This is a genomic window from Streptomyces sp. NPDC054770, from assembly GCF_053611985.1.
Genome location: NZ_JBSHBL010000053.1, coordinates 1 through 15,160, shown reverse-complemented (window position 1 = coordinate 15,160; position 15,160 = coordinate 1). Strand labels below are relative to the sequence as shown.

Annotated in this window: 12 protein-coding genes; 7 read left to right on the top strand and 5 right to left on the bottom strand. The window is 70.0% G+C overall.

The annotated features are described in order from the left end of the window. The first annotated feature begins 1 nt into the window (after window position 1). Window positions 2-1,387 carry a cation:dicarboxylate symporter family transporter gene (locus ACWGKQ_RS35350; protein ID WP_453296118.1) on the top strand — a complete coding sequence of 462 codons (1,386 nt, stop codon included), beginning with the start codon at window positions 2-4 and terminating at the stop codon, window positions 1,385-1,387. A gap of 125 nt (window positions 1,388-1,512) precedes the next feature. Here the strand turns inward: ACWGKQ_RS35350 and ACWGKQ_RS35345 are convergent, their stop codons facing one another. Continuing rightward, window positions 1,513-2,166: a TetR/AcrR family transcriptional regulator gene (locus tag ACWGKQ_RS35345; RefSeq protein WP_453296117.1), complete on the bottom strand. Its 654-nt coding sequence runs from the start codon at window positions 2,164-2,166 to the stop codon at window positions 1,513-1,515. Between the two features lie 191 nt (window positions 2,167-2,357). Between ACWGKQ_RS35345 and ACWGKQ_RS35340 the strand changes: the two genes are divergently transcribed. The 6 genes from ACWGKQ_RS35340 to ACWGKQ_RS35315 all read left to right on the top strand — a co-directional run bounded on the left by ACWGKQ_RS35340 (window position 2,358) and on the right by ACWGKQ_RS35315 (window position 9,317). Next, window positions 2,358-3,131 carry a DUF2127 domain-containing protein gene (locus ACWGKQ_RS35340; RefSeq protein ID WP_453296116.1) on the top strand — a complete coding sequence of 258 codons (774 nt, stop codon included), beginning with the start codon at window positions 2,358-2,360 and terminating at the stop codon, window positions 3,129-3,131. 97 nt (window positions 3,132-3,228) lie between these two features. Beyond that, window positions 3,229-3,657 (top strand): MerR family transcriptional regulator, encoded by a 429-nt coding sequence (locus tag ACWGKQ_RS35335; RefSeq protein ID WP_453296115.1) that lies wholly within the window; start codon window positions 3,229-3,231, stop codon window positions 3,655-3,657. After that, window positions 3,654-4,001 carry a thioredoxin family protein gene (locus ACWGKQ_RS35330; RefSeq protein ID WP_453296114.1) on the top strand — a complete coding sequence of 116 codons (348 nt, stop codon included), beginning with the start codon at window positions 3,654-3,656 and terminating at the stop codon, window positions 3,999-4,001. The genes ACWGKQ_RS35335 and ACWGKQ_RS35330 overlap by 4 nt, the downstream gene beginning before the upstream one ends. Before the next feature lie 150 nt (window positions 4,002-4,151). Next, the gene (locus ACWGKQ_RS35325; RefSeq protein WP_453296113.1) at window positions 4,152-6,422 is read left to right on the top strand and encodes a HelD family protein; all 2,271 of its coding nucleotides are present in this window, start codon (window positions 4,152-4,154) and stop codon (window positions 6,420-6,422) included. Between the two features lie 296 nt (window positions 6,423-6,718). Further along, a complete protein-coding gene (locus ACWGKQ_RS35320; protein ID WP_453296112.1) occupies window positions 6,719-6,946 on the top strand; it encodes a hypothetical protein in 228 nt (75 codons plus the stop codon). A 190-nt stretch (window positions 6,947-7,136) separates the two neighbouring features. Beyond that, the gene (locus ACWGKQ_RS35315) at window positions 7,137-9,317 is read left to right on the top strand and encodes a hypothetical protein (RefSeq protein WP_453296111.1); all 2,181 of its coding nucleotides are present in this window, start codon (window positions 7,137-7,139) and stop codon (window positions 9,315-9,317) included. A 25-nt stretch (window positions 9,318-9,342) separates the two neighbouring features. Here ACWGKQ_RS35315 and glgB read toward each other — a convergent pair whose 3' ends face one another. The 4 genes from glgB to ACWGKQ_RS35295 form a co-directional block, all read right to left on the bottom strand. Then, window positions 9,343-11,535 (bottom strand): 1,4-alpha-glucan branching enzyme, encoded by a 2,193-nt coding sequence (glgB, locus tag ACWGKQ_RS35310; protein ID WP_453296110.1) that lies wholly within the window; start codon window positions 11,533-11,535, stop codon window positions 9,343-9,345. 18 nt (window positions 11,536-11,553) lie between these two features. Beyond that, a complete protein-coding gene (locus ACWGKQ_RS35305; RefSeq protein ID WP_453296109.1) occupies window positions 11,554-12,924 on the bottom strand; it encodes a maltokinase N-terminal cap-like domain-containing protein in 1,371 nt (456 codons plus the stop codon). A 112-nt stretch (window positions 12,925-13,036) separates the two neighbouring features. After that, complete coding sequence (treS, locus tag ACWGKQ_RS35300) at window positions 13,037-14,737, bottom strand: maltose alpha-D-glucosyltransferase (RefSeq protein WP_453296108.1); 1,701 nt, start codon at window positions 14,735-14,737, stop codon at window positions 13,037-13,039. Next, the coding region (locus ACWGKQ_RS35295; RefSeq protein WP_453296107.1) for a DUF3459 domain-containing protein at window positions 14,734-15,160 on the bottom strand (427 nt) is incomplete at its 5' end. The genes treS and ACWGKQ_RS35295, both read right to left, overlap by 4 nt.

Here is a 15,160-nt window from a genome sequence, read left to right as displayed (position 1 = left end):
GATGACGTCAAGGAGGCGAGCCGTGACGACGACGCCTACGGCAACACCCGCCGTTAAGAGAGACCGCACCCACTACCTCTACATCGCGGTGATCGTTGCGGTCGCCCTCGGAATCGCCGTGGGGCTCATCTGGCCCGACGCCGGGGTGCAGCTCAAGCCCCTCGGTACCGGGTTCGTCAACCTCATCAAGATGATGATCTCGCCGATCATCTTCTGCACGATCGTGCTCGGGATCGGATCCGTACGGAAGGCCGCCAAGGTCGGAGCCGTCGGCGGTATCGCGCTCGGCTACTTCCTGGTGATGTCCCTGGTCGCACTGGCCATCGGGCTCGTCGTCGGCAACATCCTGCACCCCGGTGACGGGCTGCACCTCACCAACGCCCTCAAGGCCTCCGGACACAGCCAGGTCGACTCCGAGGCGCTCGGCCCCGTCGACTTCGTACTGTCGATCATTCCGACCACCTTCGTCTCCGCCTTCACCGAGGGCCAGGTGCTGCAGACGCTGCTCATCGCGCTGCTCGCCGGGTTCGCGCTCCAGGCCATGGGGTCGGTCGGCCAGCCGGTGCTGCGCGGTGTCGAGCACATCCAGCGGCTCGTCTTCCGCATCCTGGGCATGATCATGTGGGCCGCGCCGATCGGTGCGTTCGGTGCCATCGCCGCCGTGGTCGGGTCCGCCGGGCTCGACGCGCTCAAGAGTCTCGCCGTGCTGATGCTCGGCTTCTACGTGACCTGTGTGCTGTTCGTCTTCGTCGTGCTCGGCGCGCTGCTGCGGATCGTCGCCGGACTGAACATCCTCACGCTGTTCAAGTACCTCGCCCGTGAGTTCCTGCTGATCCTGTCCACCTCCTCCTCCGAGTCCGCGCTGCCGCGGCTCATCGCGAAGATGGAGCACCTGGGTGTCAGCAAGGCCGTGGTCGGTATCACCGTCCCGACCGGCTACTCCTTCAACCTCGACGGCACCATGATCTACATGACCATGGCGTCGCTGTACATCGCCGACGCCCTCGGTACGCCGATGTCGGTCGGCGAGCAGATCCCCCTGCTGCTCTTCCTGCTGCTGGCCTCCAAGGGCGCGGCGGGCGTCAGCGGCGCGGGGCTCGCCACGCTGGCCGGCGGCCTTCAGTCGCACAAGCCCGCGCTGGTCGACGGCGTCGGTCTGATCGTCGGCATCGACCGCTTCATGAGCGAGGCCCGCGCCCTGACGAACTTCGCGGGCAACTCGGTCGCCACCGTCCTGATCGGTACCTGGACCAAGGACATCGACAAGGCCCGGATGCAGCAGGTGCTCGCGGGAGAGCTGCCGTTCGACGAGACGACGCTGCTGGACGAGGGCGCGGGCGCTGAGCCCGAACTGCCCGAGCAGCGCGAGGAGTTGGCCAAGGCCTAGCCTCCTCCGAAGACCGCCGGACGTCCGGCCCGGCCTGAACCCGGGCCGGCCGTCCGGCCACCGCTCTCCGGGCGGCTGGGAACTCCCCCCGTTGCCCCGGCCGCCCGGAGGCACGTCCACGAGCGTCACACGCTCAGTCCGGCCACCAGTTCGGTGGCCCTGGAGGCGGGTACGCCCGCCGCCGTCAGTGCGCTGACCGCGGCCGAGCGACCCGCCTCCCGCGCGTCCAGCAGGCCGTCGTTCACGGCCTCCATCACCGCGAACAGCAGCTGCTCGTGGACGTACGCCAGTGCCGGCGCGGGCAGCGGCGAGCTGAACACGCCCTCGTCGAGACCGCGTTGCAGCAGTGCCGTCTTGCGTGCGCGCAGCGGAGCCAGACGGTCGCGGATGCCCCGCATGGTGACCGTGCGCTGGGCGAGGCCGACCAGCAGCCGGTAGCGGTCGGCGATCTCCCAGACGGCGAGGACGGAACGGGCCACCTCCTCCGCCGGGTCCGCCGCTTTCCCGGCCTCCGCACCGGCCCCCGCGTCCGCGGCCGCCAGCGCCTCCACCGCGTCCTCGACCAGCGTGCCGATCAGCACCTCGCGGCTGGTGAAGTGGCCGTACACGGTCCGTCGTACGACCCCCGCGGCGCGCGCGATCTGGTCCATCGAGGCATCGGGGTCGTGGAGCAGTTCGGCGAGGGCGACATCGAGGATGCGCCGCCGGTTCGCGTCGGCGCGGGAGCCGGCGACCGGCCTGCCCGAGTCAGCCGTGTTACCCGTGGTCATGGCAGCCATTCTGCCCGCCCCGCGGCGGCGTTCACCGTCCCTCCGCGGGGGCTTCACCTCCCGCCCGCCGACCCCTCGGCCACGCTTGTCAGCCGTATCCACTAACGTGCCGTTCCTGGCCAAGGGGAACTGGCCGACGGGAATCGTCCGGCGGGAATCGTCCGGCGGGAACGGCACGGCGGTATGGGGAGGCACGGGGGATGGCGATCGACTGGGACCGTCGGCACTGCGCGCGCAAGGGGCATGTGACCTATGCCCCGGAGGATCCGCGGCTGCGGGTGCGGCTGCACACCCAGACCGCGATCGGGGAGGCCTGGCGCTGCCTGCGCTGCGGCGACTTCGTGCTGGGCGAGCCGCACGGCTCGGGGCCCGCGTCCGACGCCCCGCTGGTGCCGCGCGGGAAGGTGCTGCGGGACCTGTTCATCCTGCGCTTCCTGGCGATCGAGCGGGCCGTGCGCGGGGTGTTCATCGTGCTGGTCGCGGTCGCGGTGTGGAAGTTCAGCAACAGCCAGGACGCCGTGCGCAGGCTCTTCAACGAGTACCTGGACACGTTCCGGCCGGTCTTCAAGCACTTCCACTACGACCTCGACCACTCACCGGTCGTCGGGTCCATCCAGAAGGCCTTCGGCTACAAGCACTCCACGCTGCTGCTGGTGGCCGGGCTGCTGCTGGCGTACGCGCTGATCGAACTCGTGGAGGCGGTCGGGCTCTGGTACGCCAAGCGGTGGGCGGAGTATCTGACGGTGATCGCCACCGCCGCCTTCCTGCCGCTGGAGATCTACGAACTCACCGAGAAAGTCAGCTATCTGAAGATCGCGACTCTCGTGCTGAACATTCTCGCCGTGCTCTACATCGCTCTCGCCAAGCGCCTTTTCGGGCTGCGCGGCGGGCGCAGGGCCTTCGACGAGGAGCGGCAGAGCGCCTCGCTGCTGGAGGTCGAGGAATCGGCGGGGGTCGAGCCGAGCCTGCCGTGACGCCGGGGCCGCCGTGCTGCAGGGCTTGCCGTGACGCCGGGGCCGCTGTGCGGCCGGGCTTGCCTTGACGTCGGCGTCAGGTCCTACCGTCGTAGGCATGCGAATCGGCGAGCTGGCCGCACGGGCCGGGACCACCACGCGTGCCCTGCGGTACTACGAGGCGCGCGGGCTGCTGCCCGCGCGGCGGGCCGGGAACGGGCACCGGACGTACGACGAGAGCGATCTGAGGCTGCTCACACAGATCCGGACGCTCCAGGACTTCGGGTTCGAGCTGGAGGAGACCCGGCCGTTCGTGGAGTGCCTGCGGTCCGGGCATGCGGAGGGCGACACCTGCCCTGCGTCGCTCGCGGTCTACCGGCGCAAGCTGGCGGAGCTGGACTCGCTGATCGGCGAGTTGCAGGCCGTACGGATGACGGTCGGGGCCCAGCTGGAGCGGGCCGAGCGGGCCCGGGACGTGCTGGCCGTCGAGGCGCTGGTTCCGGGGGGTCCGGAGCCGACCTGTGAGCTGGGAGGACCCGGGCAATGATCAAGGCGGCGGGTGTGGCTGAGGTGACCGACGCGGACTTCGCGGCGGAGGTGATCGGGGCGGAACTGCCGGTGCTGGTGGAGTTCACCGCCGACTGGTGCCCGCCGTGCCGGCAGATGGGGCCGGTGCTCACCGCCCTCGCGGCACAGGAGAGCGGGCGGCTGAAGGTGGTGCAGCTGGACGTGGACACCAATCCGGAGACGACGAACGCCTACAAGGTGCTGTCGATGCCGACGTTCATGCTGTTCCGGGACGGTGAGCCGGTGCGGTCGATGGTGGGCGCCCGGCCCAAGCGGCGGCTGCTCGAGGAGCTGTCCGACGTACTGCCGGACATGCTGCGCTGAACCGGCCGGTTATACGAAGAATCCCCCGAGCAATTGCGCTCGGGGGATTTCTTTGCGTATATTCAAGAGTTCGTGACTTCGGGTCGACGGTGAAGTCGATCGGGTTACGAAGAAGTTCAGTGGGCACAGTATATCCGGGCGGGAGCGGAATTGTCAAACACCGAATTTCCGGACGATGAATTGCGGCACGAGCAGGAATTCATCGACGGACTGTACGCACGGGTGGACGCGCTGCGCGGCGACACCGAGGACTCGGTCGCGGACGCCCTCGCCCTCGGCGACAAGCCGATGCAGGCCCGCCTGGAGCGGGACATCCTGGTCGCCGAACGCTCCGGGCTGCTCGCCGCGCTGAACGCCGTGGACGGGTCCCTCTGCTTCGGCCGGATCGACCTGATCTCCGGGACCAGGCACCACATCGGCCGGATCGGGCTGCGCCTGGACGACGCCGAACGCACCCCGCTCCTCGTCGACTGGCGTGCCGAGGTCGCCCGCCCCTTCTACCTGGCCACCGGCCACACCCCGATGGGCCTGCGCCGCCGCCGGCACATCGCCACCGACGGCCGCCGGGTCGCCTCCCTGCACGACGAGATCCTCGACCTCGGCGACCGGGAGCGCACCGGCCACGAGGACCCGTCCGGCGACGCGGTGCTGCTCGCCGCGCTCGACTCGGCCCGCACCGGCCGGATGAGCGACATCGTGCAGACCATCCAGGCCGAGCAGGACGAGATCATCCGGGCGCCGTACCGCGGGGTCCTGGTGGTCGAGGGCGGGCCGGGCACGGGAAAGACGGCGGTCGCGCTGCACCGCGCCGCCTTCCTCCTCTACGAGTACCGGGAACTGCTCGCCAAGCGGGCCGTGCTGATCGTCGGCCCGAACCCCGCCTTCCTCGGCTACATCGGCGAGGTGCTGCCCTCGCTGGGCGAGACGGGTGTGCTGCTGGCGACGGTCGGCGAGCTGTTCCCCGGGGTGAAGGCGACGGTCGCGGACACCCCGGAGGCGGCCGCCGTGAAGGGCCGTGCCGACATGGCCGACGTGCTCGCCGCCGTCGTACGCGACCGGCAGGCGCTGCCCGACCCGGTCGTCACCGTCGAGCACGACCGCGAGGTGCTGATGCTGGACGACGGCCTGGTGAACATGGCCCGCGAGCGCACCCGCGCCGCCCGGCTCCCGCACAACGTGGCCCGCGAGTACTTCGAGGGCCACATCCTCAACACCCTCACCGACCTGTACGCCGAACGCGTGGGCACCGACCCCTTCGACGGCAGCAGCCTGCTCGACCCCTCCGACATCACCCAGATCCGCGACGAGCTCGCCGAGAACCCCGAGGTCTGGTCGGCCATCGACCAGCTGTGGCCGCGGCTGACCCCGCAGCGCCTGGTCGCCGACTTCCTCGCCGCGCCCGAGGGGTACGTGAGCGACGCGGACGCGGCCGCGATCCGCCGCCCGGTGACCCGGACCTGGACGGTCCCGGACGTGCCCCTCCTGGACGAGGCCGCGGAGCTGCTCGGCGTGGACGAGCGAGTGGCCAGGGCCCGGGCGGAGCGTGAGCGGGAGACCCAGATCGCCTACGCCCAGGGCGTCCTCGACGTCTCCTACGCGTCCCGCACCTACGAGTTCGACGACAAGGAGGACAGCGACCCCGACTCCTCCGAGGTGCTGTCCGCGCACGACATCATCGACGCCGAACGGTTCGCCGAGCGCCAGGAGGAGGAGGACTTCCGCAGCGCGGCCGAGCGGGCGGCGGCCGACCGCACCTGGGCCTTCGGGCACATCATCGTGGACGAGGCGCAGGAGCTGTCGCCGATGGCGTGGCGGCTCCTTATGCGGCGCAGCCCGACCCGCTCGATGACCCTGGTCGGCGACCCCGCCCAGACCGCGGAGGCGGCCGGCGTCGGCTCCTGGGCGGACATCCTCGGGCCGTACGTCGAGGACCGCTGGGACCACACCCGCCTCGGCGTCAACTACCGCACCCCGTCCGAGATCATGGACCTCGCGGCGGCCGTGGTCCGCGCCGAGCAGCCGGACTTCGAGCCGCCGAGCTCGGTCCGCTCGACGGGCGTACGGCCGTGGATCCGCCCGGCGCACGACGACCTGCCCGGCGCCGTCGAGAAGGCGGTCGCCGAACTCACCCCGGCGGAGGGCCGCCTGGCCGTGATCGCCCCGCGCGACCTGCACCGCTCTCTGGCCACCCGCCTGGACGGCGTCACGGCCGGCGCCGAACCCGACCTGACGCAGACCGTCGTCCTCCTCGACCCGCGCCAGGCCAAGGGCCTCGAATTCGACTCGGTCCTGGTGGTGGAACCGTCCCGCTACGGCACCAGCGACCTGTACGTGGCCCTGACCCGGGCGACCCAGCGGCTGGGGGTGCTGTACACGGGGGAGCTGCCGAGGGCGCTGGCCGAACAGACATACCGCGAATAGCACTTCTTCTCCGCTGTCGCAACCCTTTTCTGTGGCTTCTTTCCCCTTTCCTTTCGGGGCTCACGTGTTCGGGAAGGGGATGCCGTAGCGAGCCTTTGGTGCTTGGTAATCCGAAGCATTGGCCACTACTTTTCATTTCTGGTGATGCGAACGGGTCAACCTCTGACTCAATCGGGAAGTTGCGTAAAGAGGCAATCAATTAGGGGCGGGCAATGGACGGCGCGCTGGCTTCCGGGGAGACTCGGTTGGTGTCGGGCGGAGTGTCCGACGCCATAGAGCACATCTAAGGATCCTTCATGCCCGCACCCGGGAACGGTGGTTCGTTCGCGCCTGGCGAAACGGACGCCCTGAGTCAGCAGTTGGCCGAGCTGAATCGGCAGGTGGCCGAGGTGAAGCGCAGCACCGAGGGGATACGCGGGTACATCGAGGAGATGGATCGACGGCAGAGGAGGCGGGGTCGCCTGACCGCGGCGCTTCCTTTTCTGTCCCCGATCGTGACTATCTTCGATAAATTTGTAAAATAGCGATGTGCACTTCCGGTCGGTTCCGATCGGAAGTGGCACTCAATGTGTCGTTCGGTCCTCACCTGGATGCTTTCCTGTCAGTCTCTGGATGAAAGCCTTTCCGGAGAAGGGGGATCCGATGGCCGGGAATGAGCGTCCCTTTCCGCTTCCTGCTTCCAGGGAGCAGCAGGAGGAATGGATTCAGGCCGCGGTGGATACACCGGGAGTCAACGTTCCTCGGGAGGCGCTCGCCAATATCGCTCCGTTTCTTGTGGAGCCGGGCGGTCTGCTGGGGCTGACGGGCCCTGCGGGCCGCCGCCGTCTGTTGGGGAGCACCCTGCGGCGCATCACCACTGACGCCGGTGAGGCGACGGTTGTCGCGGTACGGATGCACGGTGCCGGGGGCGTTGTCTGGGAGAACAACGAGCGGATCAGTTCGGCCTGGCATTCGCCCGCCGACCCGTCGGGGCTGACGGACCAGCGGAGGGCGCTCGCCCGGGTGCATTCCTGGTCGGCGATGAACGCCGACGGGCAGGAAGAGGCGTATGCCGCCCTGCGCAGTGAGGTACCCAGCAGGGCGGAGCTGATCGCCAATGTGCACCAGGCGGCGGAGGCCTTGGAGAAACGGGTCGGTCACCGCCCGTATGTGCTGAAGCAGGACCTCGTACTCAACGGCCAGCAGGAACCCGGCCTCTTCGTCGCCCAGCAGTTCCAGCTCGAAGAGCCTCCGTTGGCGGGTGAGGACGGGCGGCCACTGCATCCCGTCGAACACTGGGGCTGGATGGCTGTTCGTGGAAACAACCGTACGAAGGAGCGGCAGGAGATCTTCGGTCTCTCCTCCGCGGAGGTGCTGACCGGCGTACCCCTGAAAAAGCTGGGCGGGGAGGGCGAGACACTCGTCTTCGATCCCTCCGACTGGCTTGCCCGACTGTCAGAAACCCTCAACGACGAGTACGGCACCGTCGACCACTGGGATCCGGACAACCCGCTCCGGGCAGTGCAGGCCAAGAAGGTCGCCGTGGTCGAGGCTCACCTTGTGGTGGGCAGCCCCACACCGCGCCGCCTGTACCGCATCGTGCAGATGAGCAACCGGCGTGACCATGTGCACCCGCCCCTGGAATTCGAGCAGAACGACCGCAGCCGGGCCGTCGCCCGCAGCGTCCTCGGCGCGTACGTGGCAGCGGGATGTCTGGACGAGAGGACCGCGGAGGTCCTCTCGGGGGCCGCGCCGATCACCGACCTGCCGGGTGCGTCGAGCGACGCCTCGGTGAGCGAACTCAGGGACCTGCGCTCGATGATGCTGCTCGGCGAGCTCTTCCCCGTCGACCGGGACAAACAGTTCCTGATCAGGCGGGCGCTCAGCGAGTCGCCGCCCTCTCAGCTCAGCGCCCCCGAAGTGGCCCGCCGCGCCCGTGCCTGGTCCGCTCTCACCTCCGAGAGCTACCCGAAGGCCTGGAATCCGCGCATCGGTGAGATGTTCCAGGTGGGCGATGTGCGGGGCGGTATCAGACTCTCCGGGCGCCCGCTGCGGGACCTCCTCGCGTCCGCCGAGACCGAGGAGGACGCCTTCGAAGAACTGGTGAGTTATCGAGCCGCCCACTGGCTGGCCACCTACGGCCTCATCGACGCCGACCGGGGCTCGCTGACCGGGCAGAAGTCCGACGAGGACGATGGGACGGAGGCGACCCGCGTACGGCGGACGGTACGCAACGCCCTGAACGCCCTGCGGAACAACAGCAGGATCCAGGCCGTGGCCGTGCTACGGGAACTCGCCAAGGCCATGGATCAGGACCGTCCCCCGCGCAAGGTCAGCCGGAGCGGCGAACTGCTGTACGAGCCCATGAAGGGAGCCTGGTTCAACCGCGAGTTCCCCAAGGAGACCGGAAAGCGCCTGAACAAACCCCCCGCACCGCGCGCCCACCCGGCACGGCCACCCGCCGCACCCGGCAAGGGCGACGAGCGCCCGGCCGCCCCACCCACCGTCGACGCCACGCCGGCCGAGCCGCCTCCGGTATCGCCTGGATTGCCGAGTGTTCCCGGGACCCTGCCCGGGTTCGAGTCCACGCCCACGCCCGAACCGCGGCAGGCGGCCGGTACGGACCAGGCCCCCGAGGCCTCGCCGCTGCCCGGGCCAGGGCCCGCCCCCGACGGCTCTTCCCCTTTGGAGCAGCTGGCCGACGAGGTGCGCGTCCGAGTCGGCAGACTGCTCGACGAGACGCGGCGGGCACGGGAGACGCTGGATCTGGTGGCCGACAAGGCCCGGCAGGACGATGTGCGTTTCGTGTTCAGCCGAGGGCAGGCCGACGCGATCGTCCGGGAGGTCCCGCGGACCCTCCGTACGCTTCGTGAACTCCCTGAACTGGTAGAGGCGTTGGCCGAGCCCGCAGAGTGAGTTCCACTGGGCCCGGCCGGTGGCGCTAAGCCGGCCGCAGCCACACCGTGGCCAGCGGGGGCAGGGTGAGGCGGATGCTTGCGGGGTGGCCGTGGCTGCTCTGCGGCTCCGGTTTCACCGGGTCGGGGTTGGTGACGCCGCTGCCGCCGTAGCCCGCCGCGTCCGTGTTGAGGGTCTCGTGCCAGGCGGGGATCTCGTCCGGGACGCCCAGGCGGTAGTCGTGGCGGACCACGGGGGAGAGGTTGGAGACGGAGAGCAGCGGTGTGCCCTCGGCGTCCAGGCGGAGGAAGGCGAAGACGTTGTCCTCCGCCGCGTCCCCCACGATCCACCGGAAACCGGCGGGTGCGGTGTCCCGCTGCCAGAGGGCCGGGTTCGCCCGGTACACCGCGTTGAGGTCGCGGACCAGGTCACGCACGCCGCGGTGGTCGGCCTCGGCGCCGTACTCCGGGTCGAGCAGCCACCAGTCCGGGCCGTGCGCCTCCGACCACTCGGCGCCCTGGGCGAACTCCTGGCCCATGAAGAGGAGCTGCTTGCCGGGGTGGGCCCACATGAAGGCCAGGTAGGCACGGACGTTGGCGCGCTGCTGCCACCAGTCGCCCGGCATCTTCGAGACGAGCGACCGCTTGCCGTGCACGACCTCGTCGTGGGAGATGGGCAGCACGTAGTTCTCGCTGTACGCGTAGACCATCGAGAAGGTCATCTCGTGGTGGTGGAACCTGCGGTGGACGGGCTCGTGGGACATGTACTCCAGCGAGTCGTGCATCCAGCCCATGTTCCACTTCAGGCCGAAGCCGAGACCGCCGCCGTCGGTGGGGCGGGTCACGCCCTCCCAGGCCGTCGACTCCTCGGCGATGGTGACCACGCCCGGCGCCCGGCGGTAGACCGTCGCGTTCATCTCCTGGAGGAACGCCACCGCGTCCAGGTTCTCCCGGCCGCCGTGCTCGTTCGGCGTCCACTGGCCCGGTTCGCGCGAGTAGTCGAGGTAGAGCATCGAGGCGACCGCGTCCACCCGCAGCCCGTCGATGTGGAACTCCTCGCACCAGTACACGGCGTTGGCGACCAGGAAGTTGCGCACCTCGCGGCGGCCGAAGTCGAACTCCAGGGTGCCCCAGTCGGGATGGGCGGCGCGGAGCGGGTCCGCGTGCTCGTACAGCGGGCGGCCGTCGAACTCCGCCAGCGCCCAGTCGTCCCGCGGGAAGTGCGCCGGCACCCAGTCCATCAGCACCCCGATGCCCGCCCGGTGCAGCGCGTCGACCAGGTACCTGAAGTCGTCGGGGGTGCCCAGCCGGGCCGTCGGCGCGTAGAAGCCGGTGACCTGGTAGCCCCAGGAGCCGCCGAAGGGATGCTCGGCGACCGGCATCAGCTCGACATGGGTGAAGCCCAACTCGCCTACGTAGGCGGGCAGTTGCTCGGCCAGGTCGCGGTAGGTCAGGCCGGGGCGCCAGGACGGCAGGTGCACCTCGTAGACCGAGAAGGGGGCCTCGTGGACGGGGGTGTCGCCCCGGTGCGCCATCCACTCCGCGTCGGACCACTCGTGGCGGGACGCGGTGACGATCGACGACGTGTGCGGCGGCACCTCCGTACGCCGGGCCATCGGATCCGCCCGCAGCGTCCGCGAGCCGTCCGGGCGGGTGATGTCGAACTTGTACAGCTCGCCCTCGCCGATGCCCGGCACGAACAGCTCCCAGACCCCCGAGGAGCCGAGCGAACGCATCGGATACCCGGTGCCGTCCCAGAAGTTGAAACCGCCGGCCAGCCGCACGCCCCGGGCGTTCGGCGCCCACACCGAGAACCGGGTACCCGCCACGCCCTGGTGGACCGTCGGATGCGCGCCGAGTACCTCCCACAGCCGCTCGTGCCGGCCCTCGCCGATCAGGTGCAGGTCCAGGTCGCCGAGGGTGGGCAGGAAGCGGTACGCGTCCTCGGTCTCCTGGACCGTCCCCTCGTACGCCACCAGCAGCCGGTACTCCGGCACCTCGGAGACGGGGAGCAGGGCGGAGAAGAAGCCGTCGCCGTCGTCGTGCAGTTCGGCCCGCAGGTCCTGCCCCTCCGTCCCCGCGACGGCCGTCACCGCGCGGGCGTACGGGCGGAACGCGCGCAGGGCGATCCCGTCCGGGACCGGATGCGCGCCCAGCACCGAGTGCGGGTCGTGGTGGGTGCCGTGCAGCAGCCGGTCGCGGTCGTCTGCGGCCAGGGGCACGGGGTTCTTGGAGGTCACGGACGCGTCTCCCGGAGATCAGGTCGGGTCGGAGGTGGCGAGGCGGTGTACGGCCGACAGCGGGACGGGAAGCCAGTCGGGGCGGTGCCGGGCCTCGTAGACGACCTCGTAGACGGCCTTGTCGGTCTCGTGGGCCCGCAACAGGACGGGATCGGTGCGCGGGTCGACGCCGGTGATCTCGGCGTATCCGGAACAGTAGGCCGCCCGGCACAGCCGCGCCCAGCCGGGGGCCGCCGGGGTCACCGAGTGGGCCGCGTAGTCGAAGGAACGCAGCATCCCGGCGATGTCCCGCACCGGCGGCTGCGGCATCCGGCGCTCGGCCAGCGGGCGGGCCGGCTCGCCCTCGAAGTCGATCAGCGACCACTCCCCGGACGGCGCCCGCAGGCACTGCCCCAGGTGCAGGTCGCCGTGCACCCGCTGGGCGGTCCAGGTACGGCCCTCGGCGGCCAGGTCGGCCAGCGCGGTGTAGGCGGACCGCAGCCCCTCCTCGTACGGCCGCAGCGCCGGCACCGCCTGCACGGCCGCCGTCAGCCGCTCGGTCATGCCCGCGACCATCGGCTCCAGCTGACTGTGCCCGAGGGTGACGGTCGGCAGCGCCCGGGCCAGTGCCGTGTGCACCTCGGCGGTGGCCCGCCCCAGCGCCCGTGCCTCGGCGGCGAAGTCCTCGCCCTTGGCCAGCTCGCGCAGCGCCAGCTCCCAGCCGTCGGTCGCGCCGCGCACGAAGGGCTGGAGGACGGCCAGGACGTACGGCTCCCCGCCCAGCTCCGCCCGCAGCCAGGCCGTCGGGGCGGGCACCCGGGCGCAGCCCTCGCGGGCCAGGGCCAGGGGTATCTCCAGGTCGGGGTTGACGCCGGGCACGACCCGGCGCAGCAGCTTCAGGATGAACGTATCTCCGTAGACGACCGACGAGTTGGACTGCTCGGCGGTCAGCAGGCGGGCCACCAGCCCGTCGCGTATCTCCCGGCCCGGGTCGCGTTCGAAGCGCAGGCCGCCGATGCGGGCCCGGCTGCGCAGGGCCTCCAGGAGCACCTCGGCCGGCCGGGGGTCGTACAGGGCGTCGTAGACCGTCTGCCCGGCCAGCGGGCCGTCGGTCACGTGGCCGATCAGCGCGGGCGCCAGCCGGGGCGGCAGCGCCTCACGCGCTCCTATGAGGAGCTGGTAGCAGTCGCCGGCCTCGGCGGGGGCGGGCGGCTGATGGGCGCGGACCAGCAGATGGCGCAGGCCCAGCCGGCCGTCCGAGGGCAGGAGTTCGGTCTCGGCGACCGGGGAGAAGCCGGTGACCGGGGCCCCCTTGCCGGCGAACCAGCGCTGCCGGGGCAGCCACTCGCGCAGCAGGGGGTCGAGTGAGGCGAGGAGAGCGGGCGTGGAGGGGCTGACCGTTTCCGCCATGGCGGTACGTCCTTTCCCCGTCGTCGGGGGCGTTAGTGATGCGTGCCCCGGGCGGGCCGGAGGAAACCAACCGCCGCCGCCCGGGGTGGACTGTGCCTGAGCGCTCCGCCGGCTAGACCGTCTCCGTGCGCAGCCGGAACCAGTAGAAGCCGTGTCCGGCCAGGGTGAGCAGGTACGGCAGCTCGCCGATCGCCGGGAACCGCACCCCGCCGATCAGCTCCACCGGATGCCGGCCGTCGAAGCGCCGGAGGTCCAGCTCCGTCGGCTGCGCGAACCGCGAGAAGTTGTGCACGCAGAGGACCAGGTCCTCCTCGTACTCCCGCAGGAACGCGATCACCGCCGGGTTCGACGACTGCAACTCGGTGTAGGACCCGAGTCCGAAGGCAGGATTCTGCTTGCGGATCTCGATCATGCGGCGGGTCCAGTGCAGCAGGGAGGACGGCGAGGACATGGAGGCCTCGACGTTGGTGACCTGGTAGCCGTAGACGGGGTCCATGATGGTGGGCAGGTAGAGCCGTCCCGGGTCGCATGAGGAGAAGCCCGCGTTGCGGTCGGGGGTCCACTGCATGGGGGTGCGGACCGCGTCGCGGTCGCCGAGCCAGATGTTGTCGCCCATGCCGATCTCGTCGCCGTAGTAGAGGATCGGCGAGCCGGGCAGGGACAGCAGCAGGGCGGTGAACAGCTCGATCTGGTTGCGGTCGTTGTCGAGGAGAGGGGCGAGGCGCCGCCGGATGCCGATGTTGGCGCGCATACGCGGGTCTTTCGCGTATTCGGCCCACATGTAGTCGCGTTCCTCGTCGGTGACCATTTCGAGGGTGAGCTCGTCGTGGTTGCGCAGGAAGATGCCCCACTGGCAGCCGGAGGGGATGGCGGGGGTCTTGGCGAGGATTTCCGAGACGGGGTAGCGGGACTCCCGGCGCACGGCCATGAAGATCCGCGGCATGACGGGGAAGTGGAACGCCATGTGGCACTCGTCGCCGCCGCTGCGGTAGTCCCCGAAGTAGTCGACCACGTCCTCGGGCCACTGGTTGGCCTCGGCCAGCAGCACGGTGTCCGGGTACTGCGTGTCGATCTCCTTGCGCACCCGCTTCAGGAAGTCGTGGGTCGCGGGGAGGTTCTCGCAGTTGGTGCCCTCGCGCTGGTAGAGGTACGGCACCGCGTCCAGCCGGAAGCCGTCGATACCCAGGTCCAGCCAGAACCGGAGCGCGGAGAGGATCTCCTCCTGGACGGCCGGGTTCTCGTAGTTGAGGTCCGGCTGGTGCGAGAAGAACCGGTGCCAGTAGTACTGCTTGCGGACCGGGTCGTAGGTCCAGTTGGAGGCCTCGGTGTCGACGAAGATGATCCGCGCGTCCTGGTACTGCTTGTCGTCGTCCGCCCAGACGTAGTAGTCGCCGTACGGCCCGTCGGGGTCCTTGCGCGACTCCTGGAACCACGGGTGCTGGTCGCTGGTGTGGTTCATGACGAAGTCGATGATGACGCGCATGCCGCGCTGGTGGGCGGCGTCGACGAACTCCACGAAGTCGGCGAGGTCACCGAACTCGGGGAGTACGGCGGTGTAGTCGGAGACGTCGTAACCGCCGTCCCGCAGCGGGGACTTGAAGAAGGGCGGCAGCCAGAGGCAGTCGACGCCGAGCCACTGCAGATAGTCCAGCTTCGCGGTCAGGCCCTTGAGGTCGCCGACACCGTCGCCGTTGCTGTCCTGGAAGGAGCGGACCAGGACCTCGTAGAAGACGGCACGTTTGAACCAGTCCGGGTCCCGGTCCTTTGCGGGAGTGTCCTCGAAGGTGTCCGGGACGGGTTCGTTGACGATCATTGTATGGGTGACCCTCCGATCTGCGGGGACGGTCGCAGGACGGTGAGGATGTGCGCGGCCCGATGACCCGGTTCCAGGCGCACATAGTTGGCCCTGCCCCAGTTGTAGGTTTCACCGGTGAGCTCGTCGCGCACCGGCACCGACTCGTGCCAGTTCAGGCCGAGTTGCGGCATGTCCAACGAGACGGTGGCCTCCTGGGTGTGGTGGGGGTCGAGGTTGACGACCACCAGAACCGTGTTCGATCCGCTCCGCTTGCTGTAGACGATCACTGCTTCCTGGTCGGCGTGGTGGAAGTGGAGGTCGCGCAACTGCCGCAGCGCCGGGCTGTTGCGCCGGACGGTGTTGAGGCGGGTGATGAGGGGGGCGATGCCGTCGGTGTCGGCGCGGGTCCAGTCGCGGGGTTTGAGCTGGTACTTCTCGGAG